18 protein-coding genes are annotated in these 18,123 nt (G+C 73.4%); 10 read left to right on the top strand and 8 right to left on the bottom strand.

Annotated features, from left to right (window positions below; genetic code table 11):
- Window positions 1–365: 365 nt before the first annotated feature.
- From ABT263_RS06630 to ABT263_RS06620, 3 genes are all read left to right on the top strand, one after another.
- On the top strand, window positions 366–1,091 hold the full coding sequence (locus ABT263_RS06630; protein ID WP_352288261.1) for a cobalamin biosynthesis protein: 726 nt from the start codon (window positions 366–368) through the stop codon (window positions 1,089–1,091).
- Complete coding sequence (cobC, locus tag ABT263_RS06625) at window positions 1,088–2,149, top strand: Rv2231c family histidinol phosphate aminotransferase CobC (RefSeq protein WP_352288259.1); 1,062 nt, start codon at window positions 1,088–1,090, stop codon at window positions 2,147–2,149. The genes ABT263_RS06630 and cobC overlap by 4 nt, the downstream gene beginning before the upstream one ends.
- A 100-nt stretch (window positions 2,150–2,249) precedes the next feature.
- The gene (locus ABT263_RS06620) at window positions 2,250–2,942 is read left to right on the top strand and encodes a hypothetical protein (RefSeq protein WP_352288257.1); all 693 of its coding nucleotides are present in this window, start codon (window positions 2,250–2,252) and stop codon (window positions 2,940–2,942) included.
- Window positions 2,943–3,052: 110 nt separating this feature from the next.
- Here the strand turns inward: ABT263_RS06620 and ABT263_RS06615 are convergent, their stop codons facing one another.
- Both ABT263_RS06615 and ABT263_RS06610 read right to left on the bottom strand, forming a co-directional pair.
- A complete protein-coding gene (locus tag ABT263_RS06615; RefSeq protein WP_352288255.1) occupies window positions 3,053–3,844 on the bottom strand; it encodes an MOSC domain-containing protein in 792 nt (263 codons plus the stop codon).
- Window positions 3,841–4,374 (bottom strand): HAD domain-containing protein, encoded by a 534-nt coding sequence (locus ABT263_RS06610; protein ID WP_352288252.1) that lies wholly within the window; start codon window positions 4,372–4,374, stop codon window positions 3,841–3,843. Before ABT263_RS06610 ends, ABT263_RS06615 begins: the two co-directional genes overlap by 4 nt.
- A 241-nt stretch (window positions 4,375–4,615) precedes the next feature.
- Here ABT263_RS06610 and ABT263_RS06605 point away from each other — a divergent pair, with 241 nt between their 5' ends.
- The 5 genes from ABT263_RS06605 to ABT263_RS06585 all read left to right on the top strand — a co-directional run bounded on the left by ABT263_RS06605 (window position 4,616) and on the right by ABT263_RS06585 (window position 7,750).
- On the top strand, window positions 4,616–4,855 hold the full coding sequence (locus ABT263_RS06605; RefSeq protein ID WP_352288249.1) for a hypothetical protein: 240 nt from the start codon (window positions 4,616–4,618) through the stop codon (window positions 4,853–4,855).
- A complete protein-coding gene (locus ABT263_RS06600; protein ID WP_352288246.1) occupies window positions 4,830–5,351 on the top strand; it encodes a DUF6879 family protein in 522 nt (173 codons plus the stop codon). The genes ABT263_RS06605 and ABT263_RS06600 overlap by 26 nt, the downstream gene beginning before the upstream one ends.
- A gap of 36 nt (window positions 5,352–5,387) precedes the next feature.
- The gene (locus ABT263_RS06595) at window positions 5,388–6,236 is read left to right on the top strand and encodes a helix-turn-helix domain-containing protein (RefSeq protein ID WP_352288244.1); all 849 of its coding nucleotides are present in this window, start codon (window positions 5,388–5,390) and stop codon (window positions 6,234–6,236) included.
- Between the two features lie 162 nt (window positions 6,237–6,398).
- Window positions 6,399–6,875, top strand: a complete 477-nt coding sequence (locus tag ABT263_RS06590; RefSeq protein WP_352288242.1) for a UCP032817 domain-containing protein — start codon at window positions 6,399–6,401, stop codon at window positions 6,873–6,875.
- A gap of 68 nt (window positions 6,876–6,943) precedes the next feature.
- On the top strand, window positions 6,944–7,750 hold the full coding sequence (locus ABT263_RS06585) for a phosphotransferase (protein ID WP_352288239.1): 807 nt from the start codon (window positions 6,944–6,946) through the stop codon (window positions 7,748–7,750).
- A gap of 22 nt (window positions 7,751–7,772) precedes the next feature.
- On the opposite strand, the gene nadE is transcribed toward ABT263_RS06585, so the two are convergent.
- A complete protein-coding gene (gene nadE, locus ABT263_RS06580) occupies window positions 7,773–8,603 on the bottom strand; it encodes an NAD(+) synthase (protein ID WP_352288236.1) in 831 nt (276 codons plus the stop codon).
- Between the two features lie 294 nt (window positions 8,604–8,897).
- On the opposite strand from nadE, the gene ABT263_RS06575 reads away from it, so the two are divergent.
- Window positions 8,898–10,745 (top strand): serine/threonine-protein kinase, encoded by a 1,848-nt coding sequence (locus ABT263_RS06575; protein ID WP_352288233.1) that lies wholly within the window; start codon window positions 8,898–8,900, stop codon window positions 10,743–10,745.
- Between the two features lie 67 nt (window positions 10,746–10,812).
- Here ABT263_RS06575 and ABT263_RS06570 read toward each other — a convergent pair whose 3' ends face one another.
- The 5 genes from ABT263_RS06570 to ABT263_RS06550 all read right to left on the bottom strand — a co-directional run bounded on the left by ABT263_RS06570 (window position 10,813) and on the right by ABT263_RS06550 (window position 16,748).
- Window positions 10,813–11,910: an LLM class flavin-dependent oxidoreductase gene (locus ABT263_RS06570; protein ID WP_352288230.1), complete on the bottom strand. Its 1,098-nt coding sequence runs from the start codon at window positions 11,908–11,910 to the stop codon at window positions 10,813–10,815.
- A 377-nt stretch (window positions 11,911–12,287) separates the two neighbouring features.
- On the bottom strand, window positions 12,288–13,310 hold the full coding sequence (gene glnII / locus ABT263_RS06565) for a glutamine synthetase (protein ID WP_352288227.1): 1,023 nt from the start codon (window positions 13,308–13,310) through the stop codon (window positions 12,288–12,290).
- Between the two features lie 289 nt (window positions 13,311–13,599).
- The gene (locus tag ABT263_RS06560; protein WP_352288225.1) at window positions 13,600–14,643 is read right to left on the bottom strand and encodes an SCO1860 family LAETG-anchored protein; all 1,044 of its coding nucleotides are present in this window, start codon (window positions 14,641–14,643) and stop codon (window positions 13,600–13,602) included.
- 244 nt (window positions 14,644–14,887) lie between these two features.
- Entirely contained in the window at window positions 14,888–15,565 is a 678-nt protein-coding gene (locus tag ABT263_RS06555; protein ID WP_329490063.1) for a uracil-DNA glycosylase, read from the bottom strand.
- A gap of 91 nt (window positions 15,566–15,656) precedes the next feature.
- On the bottom strand, window positions 15,657–16,748 hold the full coding sequence (locus ABT263_RS06550) for an amidohydrolase family protein (RefSeq protein WP_352288222.1): 1,092 nt from the start codon (window positions 16,746–16,748) through the stop codon (window positions 15,657–15,659).
- A gap of 60 nt (window positions 16,749–16,808) precedes the next feature.
- On the opposite strand from ABT263_RS06550, the gene ABT263_RS06545 reads away from it, so the two are divergent.
- Window positions 16,809–18,044 carry an aminotransferase class V-fold PLP-dependent enzyme gene (locus ABT263_RS06545; protein ID WP_352288220.1) on the top strand — a complete coding sequence of 412 codons (1,236 nt, stop codon included), beginning with the start codon at window positions 16,809–16,811 and terminating at the stop codon, window positions 18,042–18,044.
- Window positions 18,045–18,123 lie beyond the last annotated feature (79 nt).

Genomic DNA, 18,123 nt, shown 5'->3' with positions numbered 1-18,123 from the left:
CCTCCGTGCGTCGGGGAGAACCGGGGTTCGGCAGGAACACCCGGGTGGGGGGTCGTGCTGTGCGGGTCGCAGTGCGTGACTGCGTCGGAGCGCCGCAAACAGTAGGAGCGCGGCGGTGGCGTGGACCGCTCAGGGAAGGTGAAGAACAGGCGAACACCCTCCGGCGCCCGGCGACGGAGGTCACACGGGCCCCGATTGACCCCTCCGTCGCCGCCGTGGTGGGATTTCGTCGGCCGACGAGCGGCTGCCGCGGTGCCGCCGGGGAGCGCCGGACGACCGCCGGGCGGCCTCCTGACGGCCTCCGCTTGGCCTCCGCTTGGCCTCCGAACGGCCTCCGAACGGCCTCCGGGTGAAGGGAACGCGACGTGATCGGGCTGCCGGCCCTGGACGCGGCGGGTCACGCACCCGCCGAGCAGCCGCACGCGGCGCGGCCGGACAGTTGCCCGGCCTTCCGGGCCGAGCACGGCGGCGAGGGCCCGGGCGAACTCCTGGACCGCGCGCCGGACGGCTCACCGGTCGCCGCGCGGCGCTCGGACGGCCCGGCTGACCCCGACGGCCTCGCCTCCGGCGCCCTCGTCATCGGTGCCCTCGCCCCCGACCGCCTCGCCCCCTCTGCCCCCTCTGCCCTCGCTCCCGGCGCCCTCGTCGTCGGTGTCGGCCTGCGCGCGGCGGCGGGCCCGTCCGACGTGACGCGGCTGATCCACCGGGCCCTGCGCGAGGCCGGATTGCCCAGCGGCTCCGTCGCCCGGCTCGCGACCCTCACCGGCAAGGGCGACCACCCCGCCGTCCGCCACGCCGCCGCCGCGCTGGGCCTCCCGGTGGACGAGCAGCCGGCGGAGGCCCTCGCCGCCGTCGCCGTTCCGAACCCGTCCGCCGCCGTCGGCGCGGCGGTCGGCACCCTGAGCGTGGCGGAGGCCGCCGCCCTGGCGAGCGCGCCGGGCGGCGAACTCGTCGTCCCCAAGCAGAAGTCCGCGACGGCGACGGTGGCGGTCGCCCGGGCCGCTCGCGGTCGCCCCGGGCCTCGCGACCCGCTCGCCCGCGTCCCCGGGCCGTCCCTTCCCGTCGATGCCGTTGTTGGAGACCCCTCGTGACCACCCCCGACCATGACCTCCGCCACCACGGTGACGCGGAGGTGCGCGCCGACGGGGCCGGTCTGGTCGACCTCGCCGTCAACGTCCGCACCGGCACGCCCCCGCAGTGGCTGCGTGAGCACCTCGCGGCGACGCTCGGCGAGCTCGCGGCGTACCCTGACGGCACGGCCGCCCGCGCCGCCGTCGCCGCCCGGCACGGCCGACCGGTCACGGAGACGCTGCTCACCTCGGGCGCGGCGGAGGCCTTCGTGCTGCTCGCGCGCGTTCTGACGCCTCGTCACGTCGTTGTCGTACACCCGCAGTTCACCGAACCGGAAGCGGCGCTACGGGACGCCGGACACGCTGTGGAGCGGGTCCTGCTCGTACCCTCGGACGGCTTCCGGCTCGGTGCGGTACCGGAGGAGGCCGACCTCGTCGTCCTCGGCAACCCCACCAACCCGACCTCCGTACTGCACCCGGCAGCCGCCGTCGCCGCCCTGGCGCGCCCCGGTCGCACCCTGGTGATCGACGAGGCGTTCATGGACACCGTGCCCGGCGAGTGCGAATCCCTCGCCGCCGTCCGGGACCTGCCCGGCCGGGTGGTCGTGCTGCGCAGCCTCACCAAGACCTGGGGCCTGGCGGGCCTGCGCATCGGCTATGCGCTCGGCCCGGCCGACCTGATCACCGCGCTCGGCGCCGCCCAGCCGCTCTGGCCGGTCTCCACCCCGGCGCTGGCCGCCGCCGAGGTGTGCAGCGCACCCGCGGCGCTCGCCGAGGCCGAGCAGGCCGCCCAGGACCTCACCCTCCACCGCGACCACCTGCTCAAGGGCCTCGCCGCCTTCGCCGCCGTCCGGGTGCACGGGGAGCCGGCCGCCTCCTTCGTCCTCGTCGAACTGCCGGACGCGGCCGCCGTCCGCGCCCGGCTGCGCGAGCACGGCTTCGCCGTCCGACGGGGCGACACCTTCCCCGGACTGGGCCCGGACTGGCTGCGGATCGCCGTCCGGGACCCTGGGACGACGGACCGTTTCCTGGACGCGCTCGGCTCGGTGCTGGCGGTCCGGACCGGCACCGGCCGCTGAAACACGACCGGGACATTTCACGAACCACCCGGTGATCATGCCCGGCCTACCGTGGAGGCAGACGACAAACCGCACTGCCGGACGGAAGTTGGGACCACACATGCGCTCGCGAATCGCCCTCACCGCTCTCGCCGTCACCGCCCTCGCGGCCGCCGCGACGGCCTGCGGCCCGGAGAACAGTGACGCACCCGCCGCCGGCGCCGCCCCGACGACCGCCCCTGCGGCCGCCTCCGCCCCCGCCGCCGCGCCGTCCGCGTCGGCCCCCGGCACACCCGCCGCGCCCGGCACGCCCGCCGCGCCCGGCAAGTCCGCCGCGCCCGCCGCGTCCGCCAAGCCCACGTCCACCACGCCGGCCGCGCCCGCCCCGGGCAGCCCGGGCGACAAGACCGGCTACGGCCAGGCCTGCGGCACCAACGACCTCACCTTCGGGGCCAAGATGGAGACCCAGGCGGGCGGCTACATCCTGGTCACCGCCAAGGCCAAGGCCGGGATCACCTGCGTCCTGCCCGCGACGCACCCGGTCATCGCCTTCGGTTCGGGCGGCATCGAGGCCCGCAACGCCGAACAGGCCGCCGGTGCGCCGATCACGCTCACCGGCACCGCGGTCGCCTACGTGGGGATCAACCCGAAGAGCACCAACACCGACCAGAACGTCGAGTTCAAGGACGTCATCATCGGCGTCGCCGCCGGCGACCCGGACCCGGCGAGCATCCCCGTCGGCTCCGTCAAGGTCGACAAGCCGGTCGTCACCAACTGGCACACCAACGCCAAGGACGCCGTCCCGGGTGTCTGATCAGCTGTGAATGACGCTGTCGATCGACCCGCGCCACACCTTCACGGCGAGTTCACGGCGAACCGGAGGCAGGCGCCGACCTCGACCGGCGGCGACCGCCACCCCCGTGATCAGCCGAGACTCACCGCGTCCCCCACCCGCACCCTCCCCGGCTCCACTACCCGCGCGTAGACGCCCGCGCAGGGCAGCGCCGGCATCCCCTCCACGGGCACGACCCGGTTCTGCGCGGCGAGCACCTTCAGGGCCGCCGTGCTGCGCGGCAGTTCGCCATGGGCGAGGGTCGGGACGGCGCAGCGCGGGGTCGGGGCCAGCACCCGCAACCGGAGGTCCGGGCCGATCCGCAGCTCGCGGCCGACCCAGGCGTTCTCGACGTAGCCGTCGCCCTCGGTGCGGATCACCAGGTTGGGGCGGTAGCGGGCGGCCTCGGTCGCCACGGCCTCCAGGGTGGAAGTCGTGAGCAGGTGCAGCGGGGCGAAGTCGAAGAAGCCCCCGGCGGGAGCGGCGCGGCCGATCTCGTTCTCGGTGACGGCGACCTCCTCCTCGATCCCGTGTGCCAGCACCTCCTCCGGCACGGCCCGTTCGACGGTCGCACCGGGCGGGCGCTCGCTCACCAGGGAGACCTCGCGGCCCAGCAGCGCGGACAGTTCGCCCTCGCCCACCTCCCCGCCGTCCGGCCCGGTGATCACGACGCCACCGGGGTGCAGCACGGCGGTGAACCGGAGCAACTCCGCCCAGAGCCTCGGGTTCTTGGCGCTCGCCACCCGGCCACTCACGGCGTCCAGCAGCCCCAGCGCCCGGTCCCCCTCCAGCCCGCGCTCGGAGACGCCGGCCTCGCCCAGCTCCTCCCCCAGCAACGACTTCACCGGGTACCGCCGGAGCCGCTCCACCGTCCCGATCCTCATGCCACCGCCTCCGCCCACTCGCGCAGCGCCGTGAAGTCGCGGTCGCCCAGGCCGAGTTTGGGATCGACGTGCAGGGTCAGCGCGGGCCCGGGGTGGTGCGCGGCTATCCACTCCGCGTCCTGCGGCCCCAGCTCGTCGTCCACCCAGACGAACGGGCGCCCGGCGGCCCAGGCGACCAGGTTCCTGGTCTTCCAGTGCAGCCCGTCCGGGTCCTGCTGGTGCAGCTCCGGCCAGTGGATGTACGGCAGCACGGGCAGCCCCAGCAGCGGCCCGATGAAGGTGTTCGCCTCGTCCATCCACGTGGTGGCCCACACCAGTTCGTACCGCAGCGCCAGCAGTTCGGGCCCGTGGTCCGGGTTGATCCAGATCCGCAGCGGCCGCACACGCTCGGCAGGCCGCTGCGGGAAGCGGGCGACCCAGCAGTCGGGCTTCACCCGGTGCGTCCCGTAACCGTGCGGCCGCCGGTGCCGCTTCGCGGCATAGGGGTTCAACGGCCCGTCGACATCGAGCAGGAGCAGCGGCAACGTCATACCGGGCATCCTCGCCGGAACCTCGCGCCGGGACCAGGGGTTATCGGGCCCGATCGGATGGTCAGGAATCCCGAGGTGCCTTCCCCGTGGCGCGCCCCCGGTAGCTCACCGAGCCGGACTACGGGGACCGCGTCGATGTCCCTCCATCGTGGGCATCAGCCACCGTTCCCCTGACAGGCAGCCCGTTCAGGGCGCACCATGACCGCAAGACCTCGCAGTCTCTGTGGAGAGTTGGGCCAGTATGTCGCTACGGTTCATCGCAAAAGACCCGAACTCGCCGGACGGGGACTCACCGACGGTGTGGGTGGACGAGGAGAACGACGACCTGGTGATCCAGGGGTGGAAGGCCGACAGCGCTACCGAGGCCGAATGCCGGGCGGTCGGCGGCATCCCGGACCACGAGGCCGTGGTCCGAGTGCCTGCGCGGCTCGCGCAGGCGATCAGGGAGGCTTGCGATGTCGCGGAGCGACGCACGGATTGACGAGTTGCTGAGCGGAACCCGGCACTCGGCCGTACACCTGGAGATGCGGGACGGGTACATGCAGGACGACCCGGCCCTCCACGCGTGGAGGGCCGGGCACCGACTGGCACCGGCGGATCAGGCGTCCTGGTGGCGGCCCTGGCTGGACGTGATCGCCGAAGCGGTCGGCCGGGGCGTCGAGATCCGGCGTGCCCGGATCGTCTCCGAGCCCGTGAGCGAGTACATCCGCTACGAGTACGACGTGACCTTCCCCAACATCGCGGCGGGCGAACAGGTCCGCTGGCTGCCGAGGCGACGTGCCTCCGACATCGCTCTGCCGGGAAATGACTTCTGGCTGTTCGACGGTGAGCTCGTGCGATGGGGGCACTTCTCCGGTGATGGCGATTCCCTCGGCGGCGAACTGACCGAGGACCCGGCAGCGGCCCGGCTCTGTGCCGAATCGTTCGAGACCGTGTGGGAGAGGGCGACCCCGCACGAGAAGTACAGCATCCGATGAACCACGCTCAAGAGGTGCAGCCCGAATCGATCGCCCATGTCCTACACACCGTCATCAAGTGTCGTCGCCGCCCGTAAGGCTCTGGCTGAACGCCTTCAGGATCTCCGGAGGGACGCCGGTCTCACCGGTCGCCGACTCTCGGAGCTGTGCGGCTGGAATGCGTCCAAGACCTCGCGGATCCAGGCCGGGCAGGCTGCGCCGTCCGAGTCCGACCTCCGCGCGTGGTGTCACGTCTGTGGCGCGGACGAGCAGGCGGAAGAACTGATCGCGGCTTCCCGGGCTGTCGATTCCATGTACGTCGAGTGGCGACGTATGGAGCGCTCCGGGCTACGCCGGGCGCAGGAATCGGTGTTTGACATCTATCAGCGAACGCGGTCATTTCGTGTCTATGCCGGGCGAGTTGTTCCCGGCATGGTGCAGACCCGCGCCTACACCGCGGCTGTTCTCAGGGCCGTACAACGTTCCCGCGCCACGGTGGATGACGTCGAGGCGGCGGTGGACTCCCGAATGTCGCGCCAACGCATGCTGTTCTCCGGGCGCAGGACCTTCGCACTGGTCATCGAGGAAGCCGTGCTACGAAGCACCGTCTGCGACCGGAACACGATGGCCGATCAGCTCAAGCACCTGATTTCGATGAGTGCGCTGGCGAGCGTCAGCCTCGGCGTGATCCCTCTGGCGACCGGCCGCGCACGGTCACCCGCCGAGGACTTCTACATGTTCGACGATGCCCAAACCTCGATCGAACTCGTCTCCGGTTACCTGCGATTGACGCAACCCGGCGAGATCGCCATGTACGCCCGGGCCTTCAGTGAACTGTCAGCCATGGCTGTTCACGGTGAGAACGCCCGCGTCTTGATCACATCCGCGATCAACTCTCTCGGGTGATCCGCTCGCAATTGGTTGCAATTCCCTGGAGGCCGTCTCCCGCCGCTCCCTACCGTCTGACTCGTAGCTGCTGAGCACGGTCCTCTCCGCTGCTCATGTGTCTCGCGTCATGACGAGGCGCGCTGCAGTCGACACTCACTGCGATGCACGGAGGTACGCACCATGAGCGAGACCGTCACTCTGGTGGCAGCGGGCACGGACCCGCGCGCGCTCGTCCACCCGGAGATCCGCGCCCTGATCGTCACGACGATCAGGGCGCGGCACCCGGAGGTGACCGAGGAGCGCGCGGAGCTCGGTGTCGGTCAGATGGCGGCCTTCCTGACTGCCTGCGCGTCCGGAGACAGGCCGCTGAGCCCGTCGCCCGAGGTGGACGACTACTGGCACGCGTTCGTCCTCAACACCGAGGCCTACATGACCTGGTGCACGGCCGCGTTCGGCAGGATGGTGCACCACAGGCCGGGCTACCTGGACCCGGAGGAGCACGGCGGCGGCAAGGTGCTGCGGGCTCGCACCGTCGACGCCATCGCGGCACTGGGGTACGTGATCGAACCGGGCTTCTGGCCGGAGATCGAGCTGGCGAACTGCTCGCAGTGCCACGCCAACTGCTCCGACAGCCCGTTCACGGGCTATCGGGACTGACTCCGCAGGCTCGGCCGGTGCCCCTGCCGTGGGGCACCGGCTTCAACTGTCCAGACAAAGGATCGACGATGTCACCGCAGCGAACCGGTTGGTTCCACCTGCCCTCCGAGGCGCGCAATGCGGTGCAGGAGCACACGGGCCAGGTGCTCGGTGCCCGGAGCGCCGACGTCGGAGTCATGTCCGCGCTCGCCAGCATGCTGGACACCCGGGACGGCCCCGTCTTCGTCAAGGGCACCCCGGCGGACAGCCCCTCGGCCTGGGTCTACCGGCACGAGGCGCGGGTGACCGCTGTCGCACCGCTGGCACCGCCTGTACTCTGGCAGACCGAAGGCGGAGGCTGGCTGCTCTACGGGTACGGCGCACTGACCGGCAGACATCCGGACTTCGCGCCCAACTCCCCCGACCTTCGGTTGCTGGTCCACGCACTCTCGGTGGTGTCGGCGCGCCCCTGGCCGGACGGAATCGGCAAGAAGTCACTGAGCGACCGTCTGGCCCGGTTCGTGCCTGCCGGCGGGGAGGGCGCCTTCGACGGACGCATGCTGGTGCACACAGATGCCGGCGAGTTCAACCTCCTGGTGACCGGCTCCGGGATGCGGCTACTCGACTGGGCGCTGGCCTGTCCGGGGCCGGACTGGGCGGATGCGGCCCTCCTGGTACCTCGCCTGATCGCCACGGGACACACCCCGGAGCAGGCGGACCGCTGGGCGCGGCGCGTCCCGGCCTATCGCACAGCGGATCCGGATCGGCTCGCCGTCTTCGCCCGAACCGTCCACGCGTTCTGGAGGAGCCGGACCTTGGAGGACCCACTGCCACAGCGGGTGAAGCTCACCCAGGCCGCAGAGCAATGGGCGGGGACCGCCGGGCAGATCGGCTGAGGTCCCCGCCCTCGTGCTCGCCCTACGGGGCGATCGGGAGGCGGCGCTTGTGGTCGGTGAGGCGGTAGCGGCGGACGATCGTCTCGAAGGTCTCCTCGGCGACCGGCTTGCCCTCCAGGAAGTCGTCGATGTCGTCGTAGGTGACACCGAGGGCGTCCTCGTCGGCCTTGCCCGGGGCGAGGGTCTCCAGGTCGGCGGTCGGGATCTTCCGGACCAGCTCGGCCGGGGCGCCCAGGGCGTCCGCGACGGCGCGCACGCGGCGCTTGGTCAGGCCGGTGAGCGGGACGAGGTCGGCCGCGCCGTCGCCGAACTTGGTGAAGAAGCCGGAGACCGCCTCGGCGGCGTGGTCCGTGCCGACGACCAGGCCGTCGTGCGCACCGGCCACCGCGTACTGGGCGATCATGCGCTGGCGGGCCTTGATGTTGCCGAGCACGAAGTCCTGGTGGCCGGCGTCGCGGAAGGCCACGTCGGCGGCCACGGCGGCGTCGAGCGCGGCGTCGCTGGCGGGCTTGATGTCGACGGTCAGCAGGTGGTCCGGCCGGATGAAGGAGAGCGCGAGCTGGGCGTCGTGCTCGTCGGCCTGGACCCCGTAGGGCAGCCGCATGGCGTAGAACCGCGCCTCGTGCCCGGCGGCCCGGGCGCGCTCGACGGCGAGCTGGCAGAGCCGGCCGGCGGTGGTGGAGTCGACCCCGCCGCTGATGCCGAGCACGAGGGCGCGCAGACCGGTGGAGGTCAGCCGCTCGGCGAGGAAGGCCACCCGGCGCTCGATCTCCTTCTCGGCGTGGAAGGTCTCGGCGACCTCCAGCTCCCGGGCGATCTCCTGCTGCAGGGCGATGGACGCCGGCACGCTCACGTCTGCTCCTTGGTCGGGTTCGATGTGCTGTCGCACCCACCCTACTCAGGCCCGATGCCCGGTGGGACGGCCCGTTCGACCGGTACCGGCGGACGGCCGGGAGGCCGCTCCCGGAGCCGGCGGCCGTGGGAGCCGCCGGTTCCCGGCCCGGCCGGTGCCCGCAGGCCCGCTGACGACCCGTCGGGGGCGGTCCGTAGCATGGGCACGCGCGCGGACGGGGGCCCGGTGCCCTCTGGCAGACTGTGCGACCAGTGGGGCTGTTGGGCCGGGGCATGACAGGTGGGGGCAGAGAGCATGAGCAGCCGGGGGACGGTGCTCGGGGGGCGTTACACCCTGACCGAGCGGATCGGCGGCGGGGGCATGGGCTCCGTCTGGCGCGCCGACGACGAGGTGCTCGCACGGCAGGTCGCCGTGAAGATCCTGCATCCGGGGCTGGTCGAGGACGGCGCCTTCGTCAAGCGGTTCCGGCGCGAGGCCCAGCTGCTCGCGGCGCTGAAGCACCCCGGCATCGTGGACGTCCACGACTACGGCGAGAGCGGCGAGGACGCCGGGGACGACCGGGTCGCCTACATCGTGATGGAGCTGATCGACGGGCAGCCGCTGGACAAGGTGCTCGCCGAGAGCGGGCCGATGCCGCCCGAGCGGGCCCTGGGGCTGCTCGCCACCGCGCTGGACGCCCTGCACGCCGCCCACCGGCGGGAGATCGTGCACCGCGACGTCAAACCGTCCAATCTGATGGTCCGGTCCGAGGGCCGGGTGACGGTGACCGACTTCGGCATCGCGCGGGCGGTCGCCAGCACCCGGATCACCGCCTCCCACGCGGTGATCGGGACGGCGCTCTACATGGCCCCCGAACAGGCCGAGGGACAGGCCATCACCCCGGCCTCGGACCTCTACTCGATCGGCGTGGTCGGCTACGAACTGCTCACCGGACAGCCGCCGTTCGTCGGTGAGAGCGTGCTGGAGGTGGCCCTCAAGCACATCCGGGAGCCCGCTCCGGTGCTGCCGGCGGCCGTTCCGGAGGCGGTGCGCGGGCTGATCGCCACCGCGCTGGCCAAGAAGCCGGAGGACCGCTTCGCCGACGCCGGCGCGATGGCCGCGGCGGCGCGGGCCGCGATCGCCGCCGCTCCCGGCGCCCCCGCGCTGCCGGCACCGCCGGTCGTTCCGGTGGTACCCGCGACGCCCGCCGTAGCCGCGGCCGACGTCGGCAAGGTGGAGTCCCGGGACGCCACCGAACCCGGCACCCGTCGGCGACGGCGCGGCTTCCTCGTCCCCATCGTCATACCGGTGATCATCACGGCGGGCACCGCGACCGTCCTGCTGATCGACCGCACGCCCTTCACCTCCGAGGCGAAGACGCCCGGGGCGCAGCCGTCCGTCACGGTCTCCGGCCCGGCGAACCCCGGCGGCCCGGCAACGCCGGCCGAGAACGCGACGACCCCGCCGCCGACCACCCCCGCGCCGACCGGCACCCCGACCGCGCCCGGCGCCACCGCGACCCCCGGCGCCCAGCAGTCCACGCCCGCGCCGGGCGGCACCGGTGCGGCGAACGGCGGCGGCGGCGCGACCGGAGCGGGCGGCACCCCGCGCGCGACCCAGCCGCCGGCCGGCGTCCCGGCCCCGGCGGCCGGCACCGCCGGGGCCGGGAACCAGCCCGCTCCCGGAACGCAGCCCGGCACGCAGCCCAACCCCCAGCCGGCGGCCACCAGCGCCCCGCCGCAGACGCCCGTCACGCCGCCGGGCTGCGGAGGCACCAAGTGGGGGCCGATCGTCAGCGTGGCCTCCGGCCTCAAGCTCGGCCTGTCCAAGGACACCCCGTCGGCCGGCCAGTCCGTGATCATGGGCGGCAACACCGCCTACGGCTGGGTGCGTTCGGACCCGGACCCGGGCGGCTGGTACCACCTCTACCCGTGCAACCTGAGCGGCGCGCCGCTCGTCCAGGAGACCGACGGGCGGGTGACGCTCTCGGGCGGCTTCAGCGTCCTGAGCAACTGGAAGGTCAGTGCCGGGAGCACGCCGGGCGCCTTCCGCCTCGCGGACTACATGGGCTCCGCGTGCATGACCGACAACGGCGCGGGCAACCAGGTCACCATGGCCACCTGCACCCCCGGGAACAAGTCCCAGGAGTTCAGGATCCCCTGATCGGAGCCGAAGGGGCGGCGGGCCGGTGGCACGGTGGACCGGCGGACCTACGGGGCCGCCGCCCCGGTCACGGTCGGGTCCAGAGGTTGCGGGCGGCGAGCAGCGGCAGCACGCCCTCGCCGAACCAGTACGCCTCCTCCAGGTGCGGGATCCCGGAGAGCACGAACTCGTCGATGCCCAGCTCGTGGTACTCGGTGATGAGGTCCGCGACCTCCCGGTGGCTGCCGACCAGGGCCGTGCCCGCGCCGCCCCGCAGCAGGCCGATGCCGGCCCAGAGCCCGGGGTGGATCTCCAGCCGCTCGGCCGAGCCGCCGTGCAGCGCGAGCATCCGGCGCTGGCCCTCCGACTCGCTCTCGGCGAGGGCGCGCTGGGTCTCCCGGACGCGCGCCGGGTCCATCGACGCCAGCAGCCGCTCGGTCTCCGCCCAGGCCTGGGCGGAGGTGTCCCGGGTGATCACGTGCAGCCGGATGCCGAAGCGGACCACCCGGCCCTGGGCGGCGGCCAGTTCGCGGATCCAGGCGATCTTCTCGCGGACCTGCGCGGGCGGTTCGCCCCAGGTCAGGTAGACGTCGGCGTACCGGGCGGCGACGTCGCCCGCCGCCGGGGAGGACCCGCCGAAGTACACCGGCGGCACCTGGTCCGGGAGCCGGTTCAGGGTGGCCCGCTCGACCCGCAGATGGACGCCGTCGTGGTCGACCGTCTCCCCGGCCCAGAGCCGGCGGGTGATGGACAGGAACTCGCCGGTCCTGGCGTAACGGGCGTCCTTGTCCAGGAAGTCCCCGTACGCGCGCTGCTCGGCCGACTCCCCGCCGGTCACCACGTTGAGCAACAGCCGTCCGCCGGACTGCCGCTGGTAGCTCGCCGCCATCTGCGCCGCCAGGGTCGGACTGATCTGCCCGGGCCGGAACGCCACCAGGTACTTCAGCCGCTCGGTCACCTGGGTCAGCATCGCCGTGGTCAGCCAGGCGTCCTCGCACCACGCGCCGGTCGGGGTCAGCGCCCCCTCGAAGCCCAACTGCTCCGCGGTGCGGGCGATCTGGCCGAGGTAGGCGATGCTCGGCGGCCGGTCGGAGCCGGCCGCGCCGGGCGTCGAGCCGTGCCCGCCGCCGACGATCTGCCGGCTGTCGCCGTTGGTGGGGAGGAACCAGTGAAAGGTGAGGGACATGGACGGACACGCTCCTGGCGGTGGTTGCCGGCTGCTGGTGGACCTGGTTCGCGTCAGCGGCGACAACCGGCCGTGCACACCCGTCCCAGGTCGACGTGCAGTCGCCGTACAGGGAGGAAGGGGGCCGGAGCGGTCATGGCCCGATTCTCCGGGACTCCCACCCCGCTGGACAAGACGCCCGCGTCAGAACACCCGTGTCAGAACACCCACATCAGCCCACCGGGGCCGGAACACCGGGGCCGGAACACCCGCGCCAGCACTCCCCCGCGACCGCGCCGGGAAGAACCCCCGCCGGGCGGCGGACGGCGAACGGCCGCCGGGCCTCCCCTCGGCAGCGGAGGGGAGGCCCGGCGGTTGGTGCGGCAGGGGGAGGCGGCTCAGACGAGGCCGGCCTTCTCCAGGGCGGTGCAGCAGGTGTTGACCAGGAGGCGGGTCACCACGTACGGGTCCACGTTGGCGTTCGGGCGACGGTCCTCGATGTAGCCCTTCTGGTCGACCTCGACCTGCCACGGGATACGGACCGAGGCGCCGCGGTCGGAGACGCCGTAGCTGTAGACGTTCCACGGAGCGGTCTCGTGCTTGCCGGTCAGGCGCGACTCGATGTCGGCGCCGTACTGGGTGACGTGCTCCAGGACGATCTCCTGCGAGGCGCCGAGCGACTCGCAGGCGGTGATGATCGCGTCGTAGTTCTCGCGCATCGCCTTGGTGGAGAAGTTGGTGTGCGCGCCGGCACCGTTCCAGTCGCCGCGCGCGGGCTTGGCGTCGAGGGTGGCGTCGATGCCGAACTCCTCGGCGGTGCGGTAGAGCAGGTAGCGGGCGACCCACATGTGGTCGGAGACGGTCAGCGCGTCGACCGGGCCGATCTGGAACTCCCACTGGCCGGGCATGACCTCGGCGTTGATGCCGCAGAGCGAGAGGCCGGCGGCGAGGCAGCGGTCCATGTGCAGCTCGACGATCTCGCGGCCGAAGACCTCCTCGGCACCGACACCGCAGTAGTAGCCGCCCTGCGGGGCCGGGAAGCCGCCCTCGGGGAAGCCGAGCGGGCGGGAGCCCTTAAAGAAGGTGTACTCCTGCTCGATGCCGAAGATCGACTCCTGAGCGGCGAACTGCTCGGCGATCGGGCGCAGCAGCGCACGGGTGTTGCTCTCGTGCGGGGTGCCGTCGATCTCGTTGACCTCGCACAGGACGAGGATGTTGTCGCCGCCGCGGATCGGGTCCGGGAAGGTGGCAACCGGCTCGAGGACGCGGTCCGAGGCGTGACCCTCGGCCTGGTTGGTGGAGGAGCCGTCGAAGCCCCAGGTGGGGATCTTGTCCGCGTTGGCCAGGATCCGAGTCTTGGAGCGGAGCTTGGCGGTCGGCTTCGTGCCGTCGATCCAGATGTACTCGGCCTTGATTGCCACGGGGGTGAACCTCGCAAACTGGGTGGTGGGTGCCCGCGTAGCGTTGCAAGCCGCCGTTTCCCGGTTGTTCCTCCTATGTAACACCCAGGTGAACCAACCGTCCGCGTTGGCACGGTCACGGTGCGGGAGTGCCGTGGATGGCACCCCGCACCGATCGGCGCACCGCGACGGGTGTCCCTCCTTCACCGCGACGGGCGTGGGCCCTTCACCGCGGCGCGGGTGGGCCCTTCACCGCGACGGGCGTGGGCCCTTCGCCGCGGCGACCCGCAGAGCCCCACTGCGGCGGGTGTCAGTGCTTACGGGCGTGCGCCGCCCGGCGGCGGGTGACCCAGAGCGCGCCGCCGCCGGCCGCGACCAGGGCGGCGGCTCCGGCGGCGAGCGGACCGGTCGCGTCACTGCCGCCGGTCGCGGCGAGGTTGCCGCCGGCGGTGGTGGCGGTGGCCTGCGGCCGGGCGGTTCGGCCGGGCGGCGTGGTGGTCGCGTCGACCGCGGGCTGGACCGCCGGGGCGGTGCCGGGCGCCGTCGGCGTGACCGAGGGGGTCGGCGTGACCGGTGCGGTCGGCTTCTCGCAGCTCACCGCGGCCACGGTGATCTTCCCGGTCACCTTGGCGACGTTGAGGTTGAGCGGGTTCACCTCGATCTGCACCTCCAGGGCCGAGGCGGCGGCCGTGGTCGAGGTGGTGGCCCGCTTGGAGAACTCCACCGAGACCCTGCCGACCAGCGGCACGTCCACGTCGGTCGGCCCGTACAGGCTGAGGGTGACCGGCTTGCCGAGCACGGTGAGCTTGGCGGGGGCGGTGACGTCGGCGGCGGGCGGCCCGTCGACCGGGCAGGTCACCGAGGAGCTGAGCGCCTCCAGGCCGAGCAGGGTGGTGGCCGGGAGACCGGGCGCGTGCACGTCGGCGTTGACCAGCTTGACCGAGGCGGCGGTGCCCTTGGCGTCCGACTTCACCACCGAGGTGCCGACATCGGCCTTGACCAGGGTGACCGGGCCCTGCTGGTCGACGCCGTCGACCTTGGCCGTCAGCAGCGAGCCTTCGCGCTGGGCCGGGCTCTCGACCTTGTTGAGCGCGAGGTTCACCGGCACGTCGACCTTGCTCAACAGCTGCACGTCCAGCGCGAGTTCGGCGGTGACGGCGCGCGCCCTGCCCGCCGTGGCGGTCGGCGCGGCGGCCGCGGCGGTCGAACCCGCGGCCGCGGTGGCGGACGCGGGCGTGGGGCCGGTCGCGTGGGCCACCGGCGCCACGACCAGCACCGGCGCCACGACCAGCGCCGTCGCCACCGCGGCGGCGACGGCGGAGCCGGCGAAGGACGTGGAACGGGAAGAAGACATGGCGGTACCCCCACAGGTGGTGATCTCGGTAGAGCGCGCCTCCGACATCACCCGCGAGGCGGGGCAAGGGGCCGGTGCTCCGTACGACGAGTCGCCAGTCTTCATCGAACAGTGCGTCACATGAGCCACACAGAACGTCATTTCACTCATTCGGGTGAGGTTGACGCCCAAAGCTGCCCGGCGAAGCACTGCGGCAGGACACCTCCGGCAGGACTCCTCCGGCAGGCCCCCTACCGCGGGAGCCCTACGGCAGTCGCCAGTCCACCGGCTGCGCCCCCTGCCGCACCAGCAGCTCGTTGGCCCGGCTGAACGGCCGCGAGCCGAAGAAGCCGCCGTTCGCCGAGTACGGGCTCGGGTGGGCGGACTCGATCGCCGGCACCTCGCCCAGCAGCGGGCGCAGGTTGCGGGCGTCGCGCCCCCAGAGGATCGCCACCAGCGGGCCGCCGCGCGCCGCCAGGGCCTTGATCGCCTGCTCGGTGACCTCTTCCCAGCCCTTGCCGCGGTGCGCGGCGGGCTTGCGCGGAGCGGTGGTCAGGGCCCGGTTCAGCAGCAGCACGCCCTGCCGCGTCCACGGCGTGAGGTCGCCGTTGGAGGGCTGCGGCAGGCCGAGGTCGGTCCCGTACTCCTGGAAGATGTTGATCAGGCTCGCCGGGATCGGCCGCACCTCCGCCCCCACCGAGAAACTGAGCCCGACGGCGTGGCCGGGCGTCGGGTACGGGTCCTGCCCGACGATCAGCACCCGCACGTCGGCGAGGGGCTGCTGGAAGGCGCGCAGGACGTTCGGCCCCGAGGGCAGGTACGTGCGGCCGGCGGCCAGCTCGGCGCGGAGGAAGTCGCCCATGGCGGCGACCCGGCCGGCGACCGGCTCCAGCGCGGTGGCCCAGCCGGGCTCGACGATCTCGTTCAGTGGACGCGGTGCCATGGTCGCCACCCTATCGGCCTACTCGGACAGGCCGTTCACCCGGATGATCATCAAAGCGACCATCGGCCGCACGGCCCCCGGGGAGGACCGCTCAGCCCACCGGCCGCCCGCGCAGCACCACCAGCCGCGGATCGGCGAGCACCCGGACGTCCGCCCGCGGGTCCTCGTCGTACACCACGAAGTCCGCCGACGCCCCCTCCTCCAGGCCCGGTCGGCCGAGCCACCGGCGCGCCCCCCAGGTGGCCGCCGACAGCGCCTCGACGGGAGCGAGCCCGGCCTTGACCAGCTCGGTCACCTCCTCGGCGACCAGCCCGTGGGCGAGCGAACCGCCCGCGTCCGTCCCGACGAAGACCGGGATGCCCGCGTCGTGCGCGGCCCCGACGGTGTCGTAGCGGCGCTCGTGCAGCCGACGCATGTGCGCGGACCAGGCCGGGAACTTGGCCTCGCCACCGGCCGCGAGGGTCGGGAAGGTGGCGATGTTGACGAGGGTCGGGACGATCGCGACGCCGCGCTCGGCGAAGGCCGGGATCAGCTCCTCGGTCAGCCCGGTGGCGTGCTCGACGCAGTCGATCCCGGCCGCCAGCAGGTCCGGCAGCGAATCGGCGGCGAAGCAGTGCGCGGTGACCCGCGCGCCCTCCTCGTGCGCCGCCGCGATCGCCTCGGCCAGCGCGTCGCCGGGCCAGCAGGCGGCGAGGTCGCCGGTGCCGCGGTCGATCCAGTCACCGACCAGCTTGACCCAGCCGTCCCCGCGCCGGGCCTCGGCCCGGACGTAGGCGGCGAGGTCACCGGGCTCGATCTCGTGCGCGTAGTTGCGGATGTAGCGCCGGGTACGGGCGATGTGCCGGCCGGCCCGGATGATCCGGGGCAGGTCGTCCCGGTCGTCGATCCACCGGGTGTCGGCGGCCGAACCGGCGTCGCGGATCAGCAGGGTGCCGGCGTCCCGGTCGGTCACCGCCTGCTTCTCACTGGTCGCGGCGTCGACGGCGCCGTGCGCGTCCAGCCCGACGTGGCAGTGCGCGTCCACCAGCCCGGGCAGCACCCAGCCGGTCACCGTGCGCACGTCCGCGGCGGCCGCCGGGCGGTCGAACGCCACCCGGCCGTCCACCACCCAGAGTTCGTCCCGGACGTCCTCCGGCCCGACCAGCACCCGGCCCCTGACGTGCAGCACCGCACCATCGCTCATGCCCCGCACTCTACCGAGCGGGGTCCCGCCCGGGCAGGGCCTTCCCGGCGCGCGGGGAGGATGAGGCAGACTCGTCCCTGTCCGAACCGCCTCCCCTCCTCCGTCCCGTTCTCCGTTCCGCCCTCCGTCCCGTTCTCCGTCCCGTTCTCCGAAAGGCCGGCCGCCACCGTGAGCCCGTTCCTCGACCTTCCTCCGCTCAGCGCCGCCGACTTCGCGGCGATCGAGGACAAGGTCGCCGCGCTGCTGCACACCTCCGCCGATGTGATCGTCACCCAGGGTGAGGCGCTGCTGCCGCTGGAGGCCGCGATCCGCAGCGCCGCGCGGCCTGGCTCCACCGCGCTGAACATCGTCACCGGCCCGTACGGCCAGACCTTCGGCAACTGGCTGCGCGACTGCGGGGCGACGGTCGTGGACCTCGCGGTGCCGTTCGACACCGCCGTCACCGCCGCGCAGGTCGCCGAGGCGCTGGCGGCCCACCCGGCGATCGACTTCGTCTCGCTGGTCCACGCCGAGGCCGCCACCGGCAACACCAACCCGGTCGCCGAGATCGCCGCCGTGGTCCGCGCGCACGGTGCGCTGCTGATGGTGGACGCCGTCGCCTCGGTGGCCGCCGAACCGCTGCTCACCGATGCCTGGGGCATCGACCTCTGCGTGATCGGCGGGCAGAAGGCGATGGGCGGCCCGGCCGGGGTGTCCGCCGTCTCGGTCTCCGAGCGCGCCTGGGAGCGGATCGCCGCCAACCCGGCCGCGCCGCGCCGCTCCTACCTCTCGCTGCTGGACTGGAAGGAGCGCTGGACGGACGCCGGGCGCACCGCACTCCCGCACGCCCCGGCCCAGTTGGAGATGCTGGCGCTCGGCGCCTGCCTGGACCGGATCGCCGCGGCCGGCCTGCCCGCCGTGATCGCCCGCCACCGCGCCGCCGCCGCGGCGGTCCGGGCGGGCGTCCGCGCCCTGGGCACCGTCGCCCCGTTCGTCCCGGACGACGCCCACGCGGCGCCGGTCGCCACCACCCTGCGCACCCCCGCCGGCCTGTCCGCCGCCGGGCTCGCCGCGGACCTGCTGCGCCTCGACCCGACCCTCCCCGTCCAGCCCGGCGGCGGCGCCCTCGCCGACTCGATGCTGCGGGTCAACCACTACGGCCCGGCGGCCTCGCTCGCCACCGTCCGCGCCTTCCTGACCGCCCTGGCCACCACCCTCGGCGCCGACACCGGGGCCGACACCGACACCGGGGCGGACGCCGGATCCGCCCTCAAGGCGGCCGACGCCGCCTGGGAGAGCGCCGTCGCCGCCGGCTGAGACCGGTCGCCCGACCACGCCGCGAACCCCTCGGGAGCTCTTGTTCCCGAGGGGTTCACCGTGTGGCCACCCAGATCTC

It is taken from the genome of Kitasatospora sp. NPDC001603 (genome assembly GCF_040298365.1).
Classification (GTDB): Bacteria; Actinomycetota; Actinomycetes; order Streptomycetales; family Streptomycetaceae; genus Kitasatospora.
The sequence above is the reverse complement of the archived record's forward strand: the minus strand, read 5'-3'. Positions and strand labels throughout refer to the sequence as shown.

Coding starts and splice junctions, on each gene's coding strand:
- ABT263_RS06620 (WP_352288257.1), top strand. CDS start 2,250: ATGCGCTCGCGAATCGCCCTCACCGCTCTCGCCGTCACCGCCCTCGCG.
- ABT263_RS06615 (WP_352288255.1), bottom strand. CDS start 3,844: ATGAGGATCGGGACGGTGGAGCGGCTCCGGCGGTACCCGGTGAAGTCG.
- ABT263_RS06610 (WP_352288252.1), bottom strand. CDS start 4,374: ATGACGTTGCCGCTGCTCCTGCTCGATGTCGACGGGCCGTTGAACCCC.
- ABT263_RS06605 (WP_352288249.1), top strand. CDS start 4,616: ATGTCGCTACGGTTCATCGCAAAAGACCCGAACTCGCCGGACGGGGAC.
- ABT263_RS06600 (WP_352288246.1), top strand. CDS start 4,830: ATGTCGCGGAGCGACGCACGGATTGACGAGTTGCTGAGCGGAACCCGG.
- ABT263_RS06595 (WP_352288244.1), top strand. CDS start 5,388: ATGTCCTACACACCGTCATCAAGTGTCGTCGCCGCCCGTAAGGCTCTG.
- ABT263_RS06590 (WP_352288242.1), top strand. CDS start 6,399: ATGAGCGAGACCGTCACTCTGGTGGCAGCGGGCACGGACCCGCGCGCG.
- ABT263_RS06585 (WP_352288239.1), top strand. CDS start 6,944: ATGTCACCGCAGCGAACCGGTTGGTTCCACCTGCCCTCCGAGGCGCGC.
- ABT263_RS06575 (WP_352288233.1), top strand. CDS start 8,898: ATGAGCAGCCGGGGGACGGTGCTCGGGGGGCGTTACACCCTGACCGAG.
- ABT263_RS06570 (WP_352288230.1), bottom strand. CDS start 11,910: ATGTCCCTCACCTTTCACTGGTTCCTCCCCACCAACGGCGACAGCCGG.
- ABT263_RS06560 (WP_352288225.1), bottom strand. CDS start 14,643: ATGTCTTCTTCCCGTTCCACGTCCTTCGCCGGCTCCGCCGTCGCCGCC.
- ABT263_RS06555 (WP_329490063.1), bottom strand. CDS start 15,565: ATGGCACCGCGTCCACTGAACGAGATCGTCGAGCCCGGCTGGGCCACC.
- ABT263_RS06550 (WP_352288222.1), bottom strand. CDS start 16,748: ATGAGCGATGGTGCGGTGCTGCACGTCAGGGGCCGGGTGCTGGTCGGG.
- ABT263_RS06545 (WP_352288220.1), top strand. CDS start 16,809: ATGAGGCAGACTCGTCCCTGTCCGAACCGCCTCCCCTCCTCCGTCCCG.